Origin of the sequence: Rhodococcus sp. 06-418-5, assembly GCF_002258285.1 — a bacterium.
In the GTDB taxonomy this organism is placed as follows: Bacteria; Actinomycetota; Actinomycetes; order Mycobacteriales; family Mycobacteriaceae; genus Rhodococcoides.
Genome location: NZ_NOYE01000012.1, coordinates 146799 through 164219, shown reverse-complemented (window position 1 = coordinate 164219; position 17421 = coordinate 146799). Strand labels below are relative to the sequence as shown.

Here is a 17421-nt window from a genome sequence, read left to right as displayed (position 1 = left end):
GGTGGGTCCGCGGTCACGGTGATCGATGCTCGTTCAGGCCGCCGCAACCGTCGGCGGCATCGGCCTGCGTTCGGACTCGGCCATCACCTCGTGCACGGTGGGGTCGAAGACGTCCTTCCCGTATCGTTCCGCAAGCTCCACTCCGTCGCGTCGAATCGCCACCTCGCATCGTCGAGCGAGGTCGCGTCGATCGCCACCGGGTGCCTCCGGGGCGGTGAACTCCACCTCGGCACGCAGGCCTCGCAATCGGAAGATCCGGCCGATGGATGCGCCGATCGTCTCGTCCCCCACGAAGCACGTTGCGGTGGTCTGTTCGCCGGTCCGGTCGAGGTAGCGCAGTCGAATCGGCTGTACCCAGGTCTCCGAATCGATCGCGGCCTGAAGCAGCGCAGGCCGAAGCGAGCCGTACGCGCGACCACACCAGGTGGTGGCTTCGGGGAAGACGACGACCGATCCGCCTGCGCGGACGCGATCGGCCACCTGATCGACGACGCCTGGGAGCTGATGCAGTCGAGCTCGATCGATCGGAAGTACCTTCATGGCCCGCGCGAGGCGGCCGAGCACCGGCCAGTCGATGAGGTCGGCACGCGCGACGAAGGTCGATGGCTGTACTGCAGTGAGTACCACGACGTCGGTCCAGGAGATGTGACCGGCGACGTGCAGTGCGCCTGCAGCGGTTCGGGAGCGCTCCCGTTCCGAGCGGGCGTCGAGCACGGTCAGGTCGATTCCGATGGCGAACAGCAGGGTCCGAGCGCCGATCCGCGTCAGCGAACGGCGAACCCGCGGGAACGGGACCCCGAGGACGACCAGCACCGGCAGTAACCCGAACGCGGCCAGCGCCAGTACGACTCGCAGCACGAGGACGATTCGTCCCACCGTCGGTGGGTTCTTCGGCAGACAGCCGTCACTGCACGGCGACGACGGCATCCACGCGTGCGCGTGCTCGATCGGTCGAGTCACCGGACACCCGACTCGAACGTCGTTGCTGCCGAGCGCAAGCGGTCGAGATAGCGAGTGTTGGCCTCGTGCAGGCCGAGCACCGCGACGAAGTCCGCGACACCGAATTCGGGATCGTGGGCGGGCTCACCACAGATGGAGGCACCGAGCCGAAGGTAGCCGTTCATCAACGGCGGCATCGACGTTCGCGCCGCGGGTTCGATGTCGATCAGGTCCACCCCGTCGACGACGACCGGAGAGTACGGCCTGACCCGACGGTCGAGCGGCGTGGCGTGCTTGCTCAACAGGCGGTCTCGAACACTGCGAACGTTGGCCCCGATGGGGTCCCCCGGTGCCGACTGCATGGGCACCGACACGCAGCCCATCACCCACTCGTATCCCGTCACATCGAGGTAGTGCAGGATTCCTGCCCACATGAGCCCAAGGACGGATCCGGACCGATGATCGGGATGAACCGCAGCCCTTCCCATTTCGACGATATTCATGCCGACGGGATCGAGTGCGGATATATAGAATTCGGTTGCCGTGTAATACCCACCGGCAGAGACGGCGGCCTGCGGCGGCAACATGCGGTAGCAGCCGACGAACGTGTCGGTCCACTGGTCACGAACGAGCAGGTGATCACAGAATTCGTCGAACCGATCGGCGTCGAGGCCGTCGGTATCGGTGGGAACGGAAAATCCCGGCTCGGAAGCGAACACCTCGTAGCGCAGACGCTGCGCGGCGAGTCGGTGCTCCGGGTCGGTGGACAACACGAGCGAGTAGCGGTCGGTGGCCGGGACGATCGATGCAGTCGAGCTCATGACAGAAGTGGTCATGAGGTGTGTCTAACGAGCGGGGAAGGCCACCGGGCATCGTCGGGGAAACGTGTCGGAAGAGTTTGCGTGAACAAGGTTGCGCCGATCGACACGACAGGCCCTCACCGCGCGGGCGGTGAGGGCCTGTCGGGGAACAGCGCTCGGAGCTACCCCTTGTGCTTCTTGACTGCCTCGGTCAGCTGCGGTGCGACGTTGAAGAGGTCACCGACGATGCCGTAGTCGGCGATCTCGAAGATGGGCGCTTCCTCGTCCTTGTTGACAGCGACGATCGTCTTCGAGGTCTGCATGCCTGCACGGTGCTGGATGGCTCCGGAGATACCCAGTGCGACGTACAGCTGCGGGGAGACGGTCTTACCCGTCTGACCCACCTGGAACTGGCCCGGGTAGTAGCCGGAGTCGACAGCGGCGCGCGAAGCACCGACTGCGGCACCGAGCGAGTCGGCCAGCTCCTCGACGACGGAGAACTTGTCGGCACTGCCGACACCGCGTCCACCGGACACGACGACCGACGCCTCGGTCAGCTCCGGACGGTCGCCGCCGACGATCGGGTCACGCGAGGTGACCTTGACGGCCCCTTCTTCCTGCGCGGGGACCTCGACGGTTTCGCGGGTGCCCGCTCCGGCCTTCGGCTCGGCCTCGACTGCACCTGGGCGCAGCGAGATGACCGGAACGTCGCCGTTTGCCTTGGCCTCGACGGTGAACGCGCCACCGAAGATGGAGTAGACGGCACTGCCGTCGCCGTTCAGTGCGACGACGTCGTTGTGGTAGCCCGAGCCGAGGCGTGCTGCGAGTCGACCCGCAACTTCCTTGCCCTCGATCGTGGCTGCGGTGATGATCGCCGTAGGCGAGACCGACTCCGCAAGAGCCGACAGCACGTCGACCTTCGGGGTGACCAGGAATCCGTCGACCGCGTCGGATTCGGCGGCGTAGATCTTCTCGGCACCGGCTTCGGTCAGCGCGTCGGCGACCTTGTCGGTGGTGCCGACCGGGCCGGTGACGACCGCGGACGGCTCACCCAGCGCACGAGCGGCGGTGATCAGCTCGGTGCTGACCTTCTTCAGTGTTCCCTCGACGTGCTCCACGAGCACGAGTACTTCTGCCATGACTTGCTCCTCGTTTGTCTTCGATTGCTCGGTGGGGCGGGATCAGATGATCTTCTGGCCGACGAGGTAGGTGGCGATCTTGTCGCCGCCGTCGCCCTCGTCGGTGAGCCGCTCGCCTGCAGTCTTGGGAGGCTTGGGGGTGGACGACGTGACGGTCGTACCCGCGTTGTCGACGCCGACGATGCCGTCCTCGACACCGATATCGGCCAGCGTGATGGTCTGCACCGTCTTCTTCTTGGCGGCCATGATGCCCTTGAACGACGGGAAGCGCGGTTCGTTGATCTTCTCGGTGACGCTCACGATGGCGGGCAACGCGGCTTCGAGGCCGAAGATGCCTTCGTCGGTCTCCCGCTCGCCGGTGACCTTGCCGTCCGCGACGGTGAGCTTGCGCAGCTGCGTCAGGGCCGGGATCTGCAGGTATTCGGCGATGATCGCCGGAACGGCACCGGTGCGGCCGTCGGTGGCCTCGTTGCCTGCGATGATGAGATCGGCCGGCTCGTCGTTCTCGAATGCGACGTTGCCGAGCGCTGCGGCCAGCGCGTACCCGGTCTGGATCGCGTCGGAGCCGTGCAGGGTCGGGTCGTTGAGGTGCACTGCGCTGTCTGCACCCATCGACAGGGCCTTGCGGATGGCATCGGTGGCGCGATCGGGGCCTGCGGACAGAACCTTGACCTCACCGCCCTGGGCTTCCTTGATGAGCAGTGCCTCTTCGACGGCCCGCTCGTTGATCTCGTCGAGGACGGCGTCGGCAGCCTCGCGATCGAGGGTGTAGTCACCGTCGGTGAGCTTGCGCTCGGACCACGTGTCTGGAACCTGCTTGATCAAAACAACGATGTTCGTCATGGGTCTGCGTCGACCTCCTGGTCATGTTCTGCTGATCGTGAGTGTTCTAACGGTTCGTGCAGTTCTACGGTCTGGGACGAGGTTACCTCACCGTAGTTACCCGTGGGTAACATACCTCCCTGCCTGTCCGACCATACATCTGTACCCCGACTGTTATGGAGACCACGTTGGCTTACCTCCCCCGCGTCTCCACTAACCTTTCGTCGGTGAACGATTCATCGGCTCAGGCACCGGCACCGGCACCACTGCCCCTCACCGGGGAGCGCACCGTGCCCGGCATCGCCGAGGAGAACTACTGGTTCCGCCGCCACGAGGTGGTCTACCGCGCACTCGTCGAGCACTGCCGCGACCGAACGGTGCTGGAAGCGGGATCGGGAGAAGGCTACGGAGCCAACATGATTGCCGATGTCGCGACGACAGTCCTCGGTCTCGACTACGACAGGTCGGCCGCCGCGCACGTGCACGCCCGTTACCCGAGGGTGACGATGCTGCGCGGCAACCTCGACCGCCTCCCGGTCGCCGATTCCTCGATCGACGTCGTCGTCAATTTCCAGGTGATCGAGCACCTCTGGGATCAGGGTGCGTTCCTCGCCGAGGTGCACCGGGTGCTCGCGCCCGGCGGCATTCTGTTGATCAGCACGCCCAACCGCATCACGTTCTCGCCCGGACGCGACACCCCGCTCAACCCGTTCCACACCCGCGAACTCGACGCGGCCGAACTCACCGAGCTTCTCGTGGACGCTCGGCTCGAGGTCGACGAAATCACCGGAGTCCGGCACGGACGCACGCTGGCCGCACTCGACGCCAAGCACGGCGGTTCGTTCATCGACGCACAGATCGAACGGGCTCTGGCCGGTGAGCCCTGGCCGGCCGAACTCACCGAGGACGTCGCGGCCATCTCGATCGAGGACTTCGACATCGCCGCCGACCGCATCGACGACAGCCTCGATCTGGTCGCAGTCGCCCGCAAGAGTTCGAGCGCGGTGATCGGGTGACATCCGGTGCCACCGTGCCGGGCATGTTCTCCCTCGTGCTGCACTCCCACCTGCCGTGGCTGGCCAATCACGGGCGCTGGCCCGTCGGCGAGGAATGGCTGTACCAGTCCTGGGCGGACTGCTATCTACCGATCACCGAGACGCTCGAACGGCTGGCCGAGGACGGCCACGGCAACGTGCTCTCGCTGGGGGTCACCCCGGTACTGGCCGCTCAACTCGACGATCCACACTGCCTGTCCGGAATGCACCACTGGCTCGGGAACTGGCAGCTCAGAGCCCACGAGGCGACAGACCGCGACCTGTCCGTTCGGGAACACCGAGGTTCTGCCGCCGCGCTCGATCGATTCGAGACCCGGTGGCGGCACGGCGGGTCCGCGGTCCTTCGACCGCTGATCGACACCGGAACCGTCGAACTGCTGGGTGGACCCTTGGCGCACCCGTTCCAGCCGCTGCTCGATCCCCGACTGCGCGCCTTCTCGCTCCGAGAAGGACTGCTCGACGCCCACACCCGGTGGGGCACAACGCCCCGAGGGATCTGGGCACCCGAATGCGGATTCACCCCGGGCATGGAAACCGAGTACGCCGCGGCCGGGGTCTCGCACTTCATGGTCGACGGTCCGGCAATGCGCGGAGACACCTCCCTCGGCAGGCCGGTGTGGGACTCCGACGTCGTCGCGTTCGGACGCGATCTCCCGGTCAGCTACCGCGTGTGGTCACCGAAGTCCGGCTATCCCGGCCACGGTTCCTATCGGGATTTCCACACCTACGATCACGCCACCGGTCTCAAACCGGCCCGGGTCACCGGCCGCTCGGTCGCGTCGAACGACAAGGCTCCCTACGACCCCGAACGGGCCGCGGCGACGGTGGACCGTCACGTCGCCGACTTCGTCGATGTGGTGCGCAGGCGGTTGATCTCCGAATCCGAGCGCATCGGACGCGACGCCCTGGTCGTCGCAGCATTCGACACCGAGCTGTTCGGGCACTGGTGGCACGAGGGCCCACAGTGGCTCGGCAAGCTCATGCGCGCGCTTCCCGCCGCAGGCATCACCGTCGGCACGCTGAACGACGCCCGCGAGCAGGGTTACGTCGGGGCGCCGCTCGAACTGCAGGATTCGTCGTGGGGATCGGGCAAGGACTGGCGCGTGTGGGCGGGCGACGACGTAGCCGATCTGGTCGCGCTCAATTCCGAGGTGTCCCGGGCCGCTCTCGACGCCGTCGATACCGCCCGAGACGCTCGGCGTCGCGCCGGTGGACCCGAACTACGCAATCGCGTCAACGATCAGATACTGCGTGAGACACTGATGGCCGTGGCCAGCGACTGGGCATTCATGGTCAGCAAGGATTCCGCCGCAGGCTACGCGCGGGAGCGGGCGCACGTCCATGCACATGCGCTGCGCGAGATCGCTGCCGCGGCCGCAGCTGGATCACCTGTCCGTGCAGACGAGTTGGCTCGGCAATGGAACCGCGCGGACGGACTGTTTCCTGCGTTGGATGCGCGCCGGCTGCCCGGTGCACACGGTGGCCGTGAGCGAGAAGGTGTAGGGGGGCGTCGATGAAAATCCTGATGGTGTCGTGGGAGTACCCACCCGTTGTGGTCGGCGGACTCGGCCGGCACGTGCACCACCTGGCAACCGAGTTGGTTCGATGCGGACACGAGGTCGTGGTTCTGTCGCGTCGCCCCACCGGAACCGACGCCGCCACCCACCCGACGTCTCACCACATCGAGGACGGGGTGCTCGTCGTCGCCGTCGCCGAGGACCCGGCCCACTTCGTCTTCGGGGAGGACATGCTCGCATGGACCCTCGCGATGGGGCACGCGATGGTGCGTGCCGGCGTCGCGCTGGGAAAGCCCGGTCTGGGTGACGGTTGGCAGCCCGACGTCGTTCATGCCCACGACTGGCTCGTCGCACACCCGGCGATCGCACTCGCCGAGTTCTACGACGTACCGCTCGTCTCGACCATCCACGCCACCGAGGCCGGACGCCACAGCGGGTGGATATCCGGGCGCGTCAACCGCCAGGTGCACTCCGTCGAGTGGTGGCTCGCCAACGATTCCGATGCGGTGATCGCCTGCTCGACATCGATGAAGGACGAGGTCACCACCCTGTTCGGAGTATCTAAGTCGTCGGTGACGGTGATTCGCAACGGAATCGACCGCTCCACCTGGAACTTTCGGCGACGAGAGCCTCGATCCGAGCCGGCCAAGTTGCTCTACGTCGGCCGCCTCGAGTACGAGAAGGGCATCCAGGATGCCATCGCAGCTCTGCCCCGCATCCGACGGAGCCACCCGGGTACCACCCTGCACATCGCCGGCGAAGGAACACAGTTCGCCTGGTTGGCCGGGCTGGCGCGCACGCACCGGGTTGCCCGCGCTGTGTCGTTTCTGGGCAATCTCGACCACACCGAACTCCTCGGCTGGCTGCACGGAGCCGACGCCATCGTCCTTCCCAGTCGGTACGAACCTTTCGGCATCATCGCGCTCGAGGCCGCGGCCGCGGGCACCCCGCTGGTCGCGTCCACGGCAGGCGGTCTGGGTGAAGCGATCGTCGACGGCGTGACCGGCCTGTCCTTCGAGCCCGGCGACGTCGGCGGGCTGGCCGCTGCAGTGCGGCGCGTTCTCGACAATGCGGACGCCGCACAGGAGAGGGCCGTGGCCGCCCGCGAACGCCTCACCGTCGACTTCGACTGGAAGCACGTCGCCGAGACGACCGCCCAGGTCTATCTGGAAGCCAAACGCAAAGTTCGGCATCCGTTGGCCCGACCGCACATCGTCGAGCGCGCTCTGCCCGGCCGTACCTGAGACCAGCAGAGTCAGTTCTCTCGTGCCGCCTCGGCCTGTCCGAGCGCCTTCTTGCGAGCGATATCCTCCAGCGCGGCAATGTATTTCGCGCGTTCGGCGGCACCGGCTTCCCAGGCGACCTTGCGATTGCGGACGACCTTGGCCGGGGCACCGACCGCGATGCTGTAATCCGGGATCTCACCCTTGACCACGGCATGGGCTCCGAGCACGCAGCCCCGACCGATCCGGGTCTCGCGCAGAATCGTCACCTTGGCCGCGATCCACGTGTCCGGCCCGATTCTCACCGGCCCCTTGACGATTCCCTGATCCTTGATCGGCATGTTCACATCGTCCATCCGATGATCGAAATCGCAGATGTAGCACCAGTCGGCCACCAGCGTCGACGCGCCGATCTCGATGTCGAGGTAGGTGTTGACGACGTTGTCCTTGCCGAAGACCACCTTGTCGCCGATCCGCAGCGAACCCTCGTGGCAGCGAATGGCATTGCCGTCGCCGATGTGTACCCAGCGCCCGATCTCGAGGCGCGAGAGCTCGGGAGTGGAGTGGATCTCGACGTTCTTGCCGAGAAACACCATGCCCTTGAGGATCACGTGCGGATTGGCCAGCTTGAACTTCGCGAGGCGGTAGTAGCGCACCAGGTACCACGGCGTGTACGCCTTGTTGGCGAGCACCCAGTCGAGGGACGCACGCGTGAGGAACCGCGCCTGGTCGGTGTCGCGTCGTCTCGACCCGCGCCAGCGTGTCCGCAGCGGCGCGTTCCACATACTCGTCATGGTGGTTCACCCTAGTTTCTCGTTCGCCCGCTCTCTGCCGCCACCCTCGCGCGGGCTAGGGTTGTCTGTCGACCGTTGCTCGTCGGCGGAACGAACACAGACGCCCCGGCACCGTGTCGGGCACGGACTCGAGTCATGGGGAGCGATCGATGCGCGGCGTCAGGGCCAACGGTAGGACCGGCAGAAAGGTCACCGCTTTCGCAGCAGCGCTGGCGCTGGTGACCGTGAGCGGCTGTGGTACCGACACCTCGGCGATAGAGCCGCTCTCTCCCGATTCGTGGCCTGCAGCGCACGCGAATTCCCACAACAGCGCCACCACCGGGGTGTCGGTGTCGACCCCACTGTCCCTGGACTGGACGCGCCCCACCGGCGGCACGGTGACCTCCCCGGTGTCCATCGGATCGACCGGTCAGATGTTCGTCACTGCCGCCACCGAATCCGGTTGCAACCTCTTCTCGTTCGAGATCGACTCCGCCCGTAAGCGCTGGTGCAATCGCGTCGGACCGTCCGTCGTCACTGCAACGCCGACGGTCGATTCGGCGATCAACGTCTACATCGGCGACGACGGCGGCATGAACTCGTACAACGACCACGGCCAACTACGTTGGCGCACACCGGTGTACGGAGTGCCCAAGTCCGCGCAGTTCCTCGGGGACGGCAGCGTGCTCTCGATCACCCAGATGGGGCAGGTCAGCGTTCTGGATTCGCAGAACGGGCAACTTCGAGTACCGATTCTCGATCTCGTTCCGACACCGAACTTCCTGACCGACCCGAATTCGGATTTTCTGCCGGTCGATACCGGACTCGACCGGTGCAGCTCGGGCGGATCCGAGTGCCCGGTACCCGCCGCACCCGCCGTCGACGCCGCGACCGGGTCGATCTACCTGACCCTGTGGCGTCCGGGTTCGATTGCACCGCAACTCGTTTCACTGCAGTACGAACACGATGGCACGCCAGGGCTCGTCGAGCGTTGGTCCTCGGACCTGCTGCCCGCCGGGGTCGCGTCCAGTCCGGTGCTGTCTGAGGACGGATCGACGGTCTACCTGGCCGATGTCGACGGCAGGCTGACCGCGTTCGACACCGCCGACGGGCGACAGAAGTGGACCGAGGGTACCGGCCTCGGTATCGGTGCCGCTCCGTCGATCGCCTCGGACGGCACGATCGTGCCGTCGGGCGGCGACGGCACGATCGTCGGCTTGCGCGACAACGGAGATTCGGCCGAGCGAGTCTGGGTCCGCGACGACGTTCAACAGGCAGGCACGGCAGCTCAATCCGCCGACGGACGCGGCCACACCGTCGTGCGTGAGGACGACGGACTGGCGCTGCTCACGTTCGACGCGGCCACCGGTGAGACGGTGGATGTGCAGCCCGTTCCCGACGTCGTCGGCACCACCGTCGGAACGTCGATCGGCCCGGACGGCCAGGTCGTCACCGCGAGCTACCTCGGCGAGATCTTCACCTACACGGGCTGACCGACAGCCCCTGGCGCGCAGACGAACGCCACCGCGGACCGATCGACTCGGGCGATCACCACCGACAGAGCGACGGATCCCCGAAGTTTGAGCTTGGGCCGCAGCAGCGCCGGATCCACGTCGACTCCGCGGACCAGAATTTCCACCGAGCCGCAGTCCATCCGATTCAGTTGTTGCCGAAGCACCTTCTCCGAGAACTTGGCCTGCTCCAGAATCCGAAACCCGCGCACCCCGGCCGGGATCGTGTCGCCGGTCAGATACGCGATTCTCGGATCGAGTTGCCACAGACCGAATCTGGCACCGTAGTGCCGAACCAAACCGGCCCTGACCACCGCGCCGTCGGGATCGACGATGTAGCTGCCTGGGGGCCGAACCGGAATGTCGTCGGATTCCGAATCGGTGATCTCGAACACACTGCCGTCGGACCGAAGGACCGCAGCACGACGCCGAACACCGTTCTCGCTCAACCCTTCCGACCAGAGGCACGCTTCTCGCACTCCCCCGTCCAGCGAGACCACCTCCACCTCACCCGCCCAGTCGACAGAGTCGAAATCCAGGCCGGGCGCACATTTGACGACCAGGTCTCGGCCTCGATAGGCGTCGAGCAGGTCCGGTAGCGGTGGTTGCAACGCTGCCGGGTCGTGGCGTCGCCGCCCACCCGCTCGGCGGCCGGGATCGGCGACGACGACGGTGTCACGCGTCGTCGGGGTCAGTGCGTCGGCGCGCAGTACGGTGGCGTCCGGGACGTTGTGTGCGGCCATCCGAAGCCGAATCGGGTCCAGATCGCTGCCCACCGCCAACTCCGCGGTGCCGATCAGGACCGACAGTTCGCTGCCGATCGAACACGTGACATCGTGCACCCGTCGTCCGGCGAGTCGAGCGGCCCGCCTGCGTGCGACGAGCGTCGGCGTTGCCTGCTGCACCGCCTCGTCGGTGACCCACCATCGGTCGGAGTCGAGTAGTTTCACCCGCGCCTTGCGGCGGACGGTCACGGTTTCGATCAGGGCACCCGCGTGGGCGGGGAATCGCTCCCGGATCGAGGAGATGTCTCGCACCGCTGTTCTCGTACCGAATTCGAGGCAGTCCGCAGCGTCGAGTGCCTCGATGCCGACCTCGCTGTGCATGAAATCGAGGTCGGCATCGGTGAAGTCATATCCCACGGCAGGCCCCGCCATCGACCCCTGCGGCGTGACTGCCTGTCAATCGCGAGGTGCAGGCTTGGTGCCGGTGATCATCACGTTGTAGAACAGCCCGCGCGGCACCACGTGTTGCAGCACGTTCTCGTCGACCCAGCTCAGTGTCTTCCAACCATCGAAGGCGAACTTGGCCCAGTTCCACCCCAGCTTGCCCGCTGGCACTGCGGCCTCGAAGGTCCGCACCGGCCAGCCGAGGAGAGCGGCAGCGAACTCCTCGGTGTTGGCCTGCACGGACTCCGCACCGGCCGAGAGCGCGATGTGCTCTAGATCGGTCGGATCGAACGTGTGCAGGTCGACGACGGCTTCGAGTGCCGCTGCTCGCGAGGACTCGTCGAGCTCTTCCTGGGGCTTGCGCCAGCTCGCCAGGAACGGGAGCTTGGTTGCGCGGGTGGTCGCCTCCCATGTGATGCGTCCGAGCCAGCGTGCGTAGAAGTTGCCGACGGTGGTGGGTTCGCCCGCGAAGACGAAGCGACCGCCCGGCTTGAGCACCCGCAACACCTCACGCAGGGACTGTTCGACGTCCGGGATGTGGTGGAGGACGGCGTGCCCGACGACGAGATCGAACGTGTTGTCGTCGTACGGAATCGTCTCCGCGTCGGCGACGCGGCCGTCGACGTCCAGGCCGAGGTGCTCGGCGTTGCGAAGTGCGACCTTGACCATGCCGGGCGAGAGGTCGGTGACCGAGCCCTTCTCCGCTATCCCGGCCTGCATCAGGTTGAGCAGGAAGAATCCGGTACCGCAACCCAGTTCGAGCGCGCGGCCGTACGGCACGTCGGACTGTGCGGAGGCGTCACCGGAAACGGCCTGATCGAACCTGCCGCGTGCGTAGTCGATGCATCGCTCGTCGTAGGAAATCGACCACTTGTCGTCGTAGGTCTCGGCTTCCCAATCGTGATAGAGCACCTGCGCCAGTTTGGTGTCCGAGCGTGCAGCCTCGACCTGCTCGGCAGTGGCGTGCGGATTCGGGGCGGGATCGACCTGGCGGTCATCGGACTCGGCCGAGGCCAGGGACGTCGAGTTCGAGAGCGAGCGATCGACACCGTCGTGGGGGCTTGCAGTCATCAGGCGAGCCTACTATCCGGTAGCTGTGGAACAACTCTTCTCCGGCCGGGCCGGTGCTTCACCGCCCGGTGAAGGTCGCTTTTCCAGGGCCGTCGGCCACGAACGACGTCATGCCGACGGTGCGATCCTCGGTGGCGAACAGGGCCGCGAACTGCTGGGCCTCGATTCGCAGACCGGTGGTGAGATCGACGTCGAGCCCCTGGTCGATCGACGCTTTGGCCGCTGCGAGCGCTCGCGATGCACCCGTGGTGAACTGCATGGCCCAGGTGCGGGCGGCGTTGTACACCTCGTCCGGTGCCACCACCTCGTCCACCAAGCCGATGCGCAGCGCTTCCTCGGCACCGACGAAGCGGCCGGTGAAGACCATGTCCTTGGCACGGCTGGGGCCGATCAACCGGGCGAGCCGTTGGGTGCCGCCGCCGCCGGGGATGACGCCGAGCAGCACCTCGGGGACACCGAATTTCGCGTTGTCGCCCGCGATCCGACGATCTGCTCCCAGCGCGACCTCGAGCCCACCACCGAGTGCGTATCCGGTCACGGCGGCAACGACGGGCTTGGGAACGGTGCTCAGCGAGCCGAGAGCGGACTGCAGATCCTCGGCGATGGCAGCCATCTCGGCCGCGGACAACGACACCATCTCCTTGATGTCGGCACCGGCCGCGAACACCTTCTCGCCGCCGTACACGACGACGGCCTTGACCTCGGAATTCACGGTGGCCTCACGCGCCGCCGCGCGAATCTCCTCCTGCATCTGCCGGTTCAATGCGTTCATCGGTGGGCGATCCAGGCGGATGGTGCCGATACCGTCCGATACCTCGAGATTCACGAACTCAGCCATGGGCCGAAAGGCTACCGGGCCTCGTCCCGGCGATCGGACCAGGGATGTCGCGTTCCGGCGTAGTAGTCCTCGTCGCCGTCGAAGAGCACTCGTACGGTGCCGTCGTCTCGGGTCAGTATCGGCAGGACCGGGGTTACCTCGCGTTCGTGAGCAACGACGTCCGCGACCGTGTCGAACCGGGACAGCGCATCCAACTGGCTCCAGGTCGGCGGAAGCAGGATGGTGTTTCCGGAGCGCCAATCCGCCAGTGCATCACCGGTCGAGCGCCAGCTGACCGACGCCGCCTCGCTGGTTTCGCCGTCCGCATTCTGGCCCTCGGGCAGCACGGCGACGAAGAATCGGGTGTCGTACCGTCGCGCTTCACCGACCGGAGTGATCCAGTGCGACCAGGGCCGGAGCAGATCCGCTCGCAGGACGAGGTCGTGGGCGGTGAGAAATTCGGCGAACGAGATCTCGCGGCGCTCGAGCCGACCGCGCTCCGCAGCGAACGGAGCGGTATCGGCGACGATCGACTCCGGCGTCGAGCCGGCCAACAGCACCCCGCACTCCTCGAACGTCTCACGCGCTGCAGCACACACCAGGGCCTGCGCCCTTCCCTCGTCGGTTGCGAAGCGCTCGGCCCACCACGACGGCGGCGGACCTGCCCAGCGGACGTCCGCTGCCGCGTCCGCAGGGTCGACGCCGCCACCGGGAAACACCGTCATCCCTCCCGCGAACGCCATGCCGCCGACGCGTTCGAGCAGGAACACCTCGATGCCCGGCCGTGACAGACCGTCACGAATCAAGATGACGGTCGAAGCATCCCGCGCCTGCACGTGATCGGCAGCACCAGTCGAACTCATGGAAGGCAACGTACCGCTGCGCTGCGCAGCGCCGTCGCTCGGTCCGCGCTATCGGCGGTGCGTGCTATCGGCGGTGCGTGCTATCGGCGGTGCGCGCCGGCAGCGCGGGTTCGCCGCGCGAAGAACCGACCGTCGACGCGATCGAGCGTGATCGACTGGCTGAACGCCTCGGTCAGGTTCTCTGCGGTGATGACGTCGTCGACCAGTCCCTGTGCCACCACCCCGCCTTCCTTGAGCAACAACGCGTGACTGAATCCCGGCGGAATCTCTTCCACGTGGTGGGTGATCAGCACGGTGGCGGGGGCATCGGGATCGGCTGCGAGGTCGGTCAGGCGTGCCACCAGTTCCTCGCGTCCGCCGAGGTCGAGGCCCGCCGCCGGCTCGTCCAGCAAGAGCAGTTCGGGATCGGTCATCAGGGCACGGGCGATGAGAACACGCTTTCGTTCGCCTTCGGACAACGTGCCGTAGGTGCGGGTGGCGAGATGTTCGGCACCGAGGCTCTCGAGCATCTCGACTGCGCGCTCGGTGTCGACCGCGTCGTATTTCTCTCGCCAGCGCCCCAGTACCGAGTAGCCGGCGGACACGACCAGATCGGACACGAGTTCGTCGGCCGGAATGCGCTGCGCCAGCGAGGAGGAGGACAAGCCGATCCGCGGTCGGAGTTCGGAGACGTCGACCCTGCCCATGACCTCTCCGAGAACGTGGGCGACACCGGACGTGGGATGGATCTCGGCGGCAGCGATACGCAGCAGAGACGTCTTTCCGGCACCGTTGGGGCCGAGCACGACCCACCGTTCGTCCAGTTCCACCTTCCAGGTGACGGGTCCCACCAGGGTCGCACCGCCCCGGCGGACGACTACGTCGGTGAAATCTACGAGCAGGTCGGGATCCGGTTCAGACACGACGCCTATCTTCTCGCACATCGACCGCGCATTCACGGCAGGATGTGCACGCGTGTCGCCCAATGACGATCTACCCCGCACTTCCCGCCGGACCTCGGACCGGGAATCCGGCGCGAACCCACCCGGATCACCGTTCCCGCTGGGTGCCACTGCACTGTCGGCTGGCACTCAATTTGCAGTCCATGCGCCCGAGGCCGATGGAGTCGAGGTGTGTCTGGTCGATCCGGACGGCGGTGAACGACGGGTGGAACTGACCACCCGCACGTTCGGAGTTCGACACGCCTTCGTGCCGGGAGTTCGACCCGGTGACCGATACGGGTTCCGCGCCCACGGGAGGTGGGATCCGCACTCCGGACGACGGTTCAACGGCGCGAAGATTCTGCTCGATCCCGCAGCACGCCAGGTGTCCGGAACCTTCGGCGACCCATCGGCACTGCTCGCCTACGAGGACGATCCGTTCGGGGCACCCAGTTCTCGAGACTCGCTCGGACACCTCCCGCTCGGCGTCGTCCGCGCGGCCGCAGATCGCGTCGGCCGACCCGCGCGCCCCGATGTGCCCTGGGACCGAACCGTTCTCTACGAGCTACACGTGGGCTCCTTCACGGCCCGCAATCCCGCTGTGCCCGAACATCTTCGCGGTACGTACCTCGGGCTCGCCGAGCCGGCGGTACTCGAACACCTCGCTCGCATCGGCATCACGTCGGTCGAATTGTTGCCCGTACACACCACATTCACCGAACCGGGCGTCCGCGCCCGGGGTATGCGAAACCACTGGGGGTATTCGACGGGTGCGTACTTCGCCCCGGATCCACGCTTCGCCGCTGTTCCCGGTGCCGAGGTGGACGAGTTTCGCACCATGGTCGACGCGCTGCACGCTGCCGGAATCGAGGTGATCCTCGACGTCGTCTACAACCACACGTGCGAATCCGCGGTCGACGGCCCCACGATCAGTTGGCGTGGGCTCGATGCGCCCGGCTACTACCTGCTGGACGGACGCGGATCGGACGTCGATCTGACCGGCTGCGGCAACACTCTCGATTCCGCTTCGCCTGCGGTGGTGCGGATGGTGTGCGACAGCCTTCGGTACTGGGTCGAGGACATGGGTGTGGACGGGTTCCGATTCGACCTGGCCAGCACCCTCGGTCGACCCGGTGGTTGGCGATTCGATTCTCGCGCACCGTTGTTGACGACCGTTGCCACCGACCCGGTCCTGGCTCGGGTCAAATTGATCGCCGAGCCGTGGGACGCCACCGGTGCCGGCTATCAGGTCGGCAACTTCGGAGTGGCGTGGTCGGAATGGAACGATCGCTACCGCGACACGGTGCGACGCTTCTGGGCGGGCCAGCACGGCGTCCGCGAATTGGCCTCGCGCCTGGCCGGTTCGGAAGACCTCTTCGCAGGCAACGGACGCCTGCCGTGGGCGTCGATCAACTTCGTCACCGCGCACGACGGGTTCACCGCCCGAGACCTGGTGTCGTACGAGCGGAAGCACAACGAGGCCAACGGCGAAGAGAACAGGGACGGCACCGACAACAACTCGTCGGTCAACCACGGCATCGAGGGTCCGAGCGAGGACCCGTCGGTCGTCGAGGCCCGGGGACGCCATGTTCGGGCGCTACTGGCAACCCTGACGCTCTCCACCGGTACGCCGATGCTGCTCGCCGGCGACGAACTGGGACACACCCAGGGAGGCAACAACAATGCGTACTGCGTCGCCGAGAACGCTCCGGCGGCAGAGAGCTGGGCCATCGACTGGGACGGCGCGGATCAGAACATGATTCGCTTCGTGGGTCGACTGCTCCGCGTCCGAGCGAGCGCTCCGACCCTTCGTCAGCAGGAGTTCTTCACCGGCCGCGCGACACCGACCGGCCGACCCGATCTGGTCTGGTTCGATTCCGCCGGAATCGAATTCGACACGGACCGATGGAACGACGACTCGGTGCGCACCATTCAGGCCTGGGTGGACGGTTCCGACGTCCGCTCCTACGCCTCCGACGGTGGGCAGGTCGACGACGCGAGCTCGCTCCTCGTGCTCCATTCCGGTGGCCCCGCCGAGATCACTCTGGCGTGCCCGAGTTGGTCGTCGTCGCGGTTCGTTCCGGTCCTCGATTCCTCGTGCGCGGACGGGGTGCCCGCGGATACCACTGCGCTGGAACCGGGTTCGACGATATCGGTGACCGGATCGACTGTCCTGGTACTGCGCAGCGCAGGCAGGTGAGTCATGAACAGTTGCACGAGCGGACCGACTCCGAGCGCATAGAGAACCGTCCCGACGCCGAGCGTCCCGCCGAGCAACCAACCGGTGAGTACCACCGTCAGCTCGATTCCGGTGCGGGTCAGGCGAATCGACCATCCGGTCCTGGCCACCAGACCGGTCATCAGTCCGTCTCGTGGCCCCGGGCCCATCCCGGCACCGATGTACAGCGCGGTTGCGAACGCGTTGAGCACGATGCCCGACACCATGGCAACGGTCCTGATCGGGAGTCCGTCGAGATGCGGCAACACCGCGGACGTCGCGTCCACGGCAACGGCGATCACCACGACGTTGCTCACGGTACCCAGGCCCGGACGTTGCCGCAGCGGGATCCACATCAGCAGTACGGCCACTCCGGTGATCGCGGTGATGGTTCCGAAACTCAGCGACAGGTGACGTTCGAGACCCTGGTGGAAGACGTCCCACGGGTTGACGCCCAGTCCACCCGCGATCATCGACGACATCGACGCCCCGTACAGCCACAGCCCCACGTAGAGGGCAGCCAACCGAGAGGGAAGCCGGCGACCGGCGACGACACGACGTGGTGAGGTGAACATGCCTCCAGT

At 66.5% G+C, this 17421-nt stretch carries 15 protein-coding genes and 1 pseudogene; 5 read left to right on the top strand and 11 right to left on the bottom strand.

Translation table 11 applies throughout. The features are described 5' to 3' along the window. Positions 1-33: 33 nt before the first annotated feature. The 4 genes from CH274_RS06435 to CH274_RS06420 form a co-directional block, all read right to left on the bottom strand. On the bottom strand, positions 34-960 hold the full coding sequence (locus CH274_RS06435; protein ID WP_230596999.1) for a lysophospholipid acyltransferase family protein: 927 nt from the start codon (positions 958-960) through the stop codon (positions 34-36). After that, a complete protein-coding gene (locus CH274_RS06430) occupies positions 957-1775 on the bottom strand; it encodes a GNAT family N-acetyltransferase (RefSeq protein WP_094656989.1) in 819 nt (272 codons plus the stop codon). The genes CH274_RS06435 and CH274_RS06430 overlap by 4 nt, the downstream gene beginning before the upstream one ends. A 146-nt stretch (positions 1776-1921) precedes the next feature. Beyond that, a complete protein-coding gene (locus CH274_RS06425) occupies positions 1922-2878 on the bottom strand; it encodes an electron transfer flavoprotein subunit alpha/FixB family protein (protein ID WP_094656988.1) in 957 nt (318 codons plus the stop codon). 42 nt (positions 2879-2920) lie between these two features. Next, complete coding sequence (locus tag CH274_RS06420; RefSeq protein WP_032397738.1) at positions 2921-3721, bottom strand: electron transfer flavoprotein subunit beta/FixA family protein; 801 nt, start codon at positions 3719-3721, stop codon at positions 2921-2923. Between the two features lie 155 nt (positions 3722-3876). On the opposite strand from CH274_RS06420, the gene CH274_RS06415 reads away from it, so the two are divergent. From CH274_RS06415 to CH274_RS06405, 3 genes are read left to right on the top strand one after another with little or no spacing between them, the layout of a single operon-like run. Further along, the gene (locus tag CH274_RS06415) at positions 3877-4716 is read left to right on the top strand and encodes a class I SAM-dependent methyltransferase (protein ID WP_094631810.1); all 840 of its coding nucleotides are present in this window, start codon (positions 3877-3879) and stop codon (positions 4714-4716) included. Between the two features lie 23 nt (positions 4717-4739). Then, positions 4740-6272 carry a 1,4-alpha-glucan branching protein domain-containing protein gene (locus CH274_RS06410; protein WP_094657240.1) on the top strand — a complete coding sequence of 511 codons (1533 nt, stop codon included), beginning with the start codon at positions 4740-4742 and terminating at the stop codon, positions 6270-6272. Then, positions 6269-7516, top strand: a complete 1248-nt coding sequence (locus tag CH274_RS06405) for a glycosyltransferase family 4 protein (protein ID WP_094656987.1) — start codon at positions 6269-6271, stop codon at positions 7514-7516. Before CH274_RS06410 ends, CH274_RS06405 begins: the two co-directional genes overlap by 4 nt. Positions 7517-7527: 11 nt before the next feature. Here CH274_RS06405 and CH274_RS06400 read toward each other — a convergent pair whose 3' ends face one another. Next, positions 7528-8289 (bottom strand): acyltransferase, encoded by a 762-nt coding sequence (locus CH274_RS06400; RefSeq protein ID WP_032397734.1) that lies wholly within the window; start codon positions 8287-8289, stop codon positions 7528-7530. A 149-nt stretch (positions 8290-8438) separates the two neighbouring features. Here CH274_RS06400 and CH274_RS06395 point away from each other — a divergent pair, with 149 nt between their 5' ends. Then, positions 8439-9761: an outer membrane protein assembly factor BamB family protein gene (locus CH274_RS06395; RefSeq protein WP_094656986.1), complete on the top strand. Its 1323-nt coding sequence runs from the start codon at positions 8439-8441 to the stop codon at positions 9759-9761. Here the strand turns inward: CH274_RS06395 and CH274_RS06390 are convergent. The 5 genes from CH274_RS06390 to CH274_RS06370 form a co-directional block, all read right to left on the bottom strand. Beyond that, a complete protein-coding gene (locus CH274_RS06390) occupies positions 9749-10921 on the bottom strand; it encodes a THUMP-like domain-containing protein (protein ID WP_094656985.1) in 1173 nt (390 codons plus the stop codon). The two genes, CH274_RS06395 and CH274_RS06390, sit on opposite strands and share 13 nt — an antisense overlap. Before the next feature lie 39 nt (positions 10922-10960). Continuing rightward, positions 10961-12019, bottom strand: coding sequence for a class I SAM-dependent methyltransferase (locus CH274_RS06385; protein ID WP_094656984.1), 1059 nt, complete (start codon positions 12017-12019; stop codon positions 10961-10963). A gap of 58 nt (positions 12020-12077) precedes the next feature. Next, on the bottom strand, positions 12078-12857 hold the full coding sequence (locus tag CH274_RS06380) for an enoyl-CoA hydratase/isomerase family protein (RefSeq protein WP_045195673.1): 780 nt from the start codon (positions 12855-12857) through the stop codon (positions 12078-12080). Between the two features lie 11 nt (positions 12858-12868). Then, entirely contained in the window at positions 12869-13699 is an 831-nt protein-coding gene (locus CH274_RS06375) for an NUDIX hydrolase (protein ID WP_094656983.1), read from the bottom strand. A gap of 80 nt (positions 13700-13779) precedes the next feature. Next, positions 13780-14622 (bottom strand): ABC transporter ATP-binding protein, encoded by an 843-nt coding sequence (locus CH274_RS06370; protein WP_032398336.1) that lies wholly within the window; start codon positions 14620-14622, stop codon positions 13780-13782. A gap of 31 nt (positions 14623-14653) precedes the next feature. On the opposite strand from CH274_RS06370, the gene glgX reads away from it, so the two are divergent. Further along, positions 14654-16819 carry a glycogen debranching protein GlgX gene (gene glgX / locus CH274_RS06365; protein WP_094656982.1) on the top strand — a complete coding sequence of 722 codons (2166 nt, stop codon included), beginning with the start codon at positions 14654-14656 and terminating at the stop codon, positions 16817-16819. A gap of 11 nt (positions 16820-16830) precedes the next feature. On the opposite strand, the pseudogene yczE reads toward glgX, so the two are convergent. After that, positions 16831-17412 (bottom strand): annotated as a pseudogene (gene yczE / locus CH274_RS30055) (membrane protein YczE); the annotation flags it as partial. Between the last annotated feature and the right edge of the window lie 9 nt (positions 17413-17421).

What these genes read in the sequence shown, in the direction of transcription:
- CH274_RS06430 (WP_094656989.1), bottom strand. Translation starts at nt 1,775, where the DNA reads ATGACCACTTCTGTCATGAGCTCGACTGCATCGATCGTCCCGGCCACC.
- CH274_RS06425 (WP_094656988.1), bottom strand. Translation starts at nt 2,878, where the DNA reads ATGGCAGAAGTACTCGTGCTCGTGGAGCACGTCGAGGGAACACTGAAG.
- CH274_RS06420 (WP_032397738.1), bottom strand. Translation starts at nt 3,721, where the DNA reads ATGACGAACATCGTTGTTTTGATCAAGCAGGTTCCAGACACGTGGTCC.
- CH274_RS06415 (WP_094631810.1), top strand. Translation starts at nt 3,877, where the DNA reads ATGGAGACCACGTTGGCTTACCTCCCCCGCGTCTCCACTAACCTTTCG.
- CH274_RS06410 (WP_094657240.1), top strand. Translation starts at nt 4,740, where the DNA reads ATGTTCTCCCTCGTGCTGCACTCCCACCTGCCGTGGCTGGCCAATCAC.
- CH274_RS06405 (WP_094656987.1), top strand. Translation starts at nt 6,269, where the DNA reads ATGAAAATCCTGATGGTGTCGTGGGAGTACCCACCCGTTGTGGTCGGC.
- CH274_RS06400 (WP_032397734.1), bottom strand. Translation starts at nt 8,289, where the DNA reads ATGACGAGTATGTGGAACGCGCCGCTGCGGACACGCTGGCGCGGGTCG.
- CH274_RS06395 (WP_094656986.1), top strand. Translation starts at nt 8,439, where the DNA reads ATGCGCGGCGTCAGGGCCAACGGTAGGACCGGCAGAAAGGTCACCGCT.
- CH274_RS06385 (WP_094656984.1), bottom strand. Translation starts at nt 12,019, where the DNA reads ATGACTGCAAGCCCCCACGACGGTGTCGATCGCTCGCTCTCGAACTCG.
- CH274_RS06380 (WP_045195673.1), bottom strand. Translation starts at nt 12,857, where the DNA reads ATGGCTGAGTTCGTGAATCTCGAGGTATCGGACGGTATCGGCACCATC.
- CH274_RS06375 (WP_094656983.1), bottom strand. Translation starts at nt 13,699, where the DNA reads ATGAGTTCGACTGGTGCTGCCGATCACGTGCAGGCGCGGGATGCTTCG.
- CH274_RS06370 (WP_032398336.1), bottom strand. Translation starts at nt 14,622, where the DNA reads ATGTGCGAGAAGATAGGCGTCGTGTCTGAACCGGATCCCGACCTGCTC.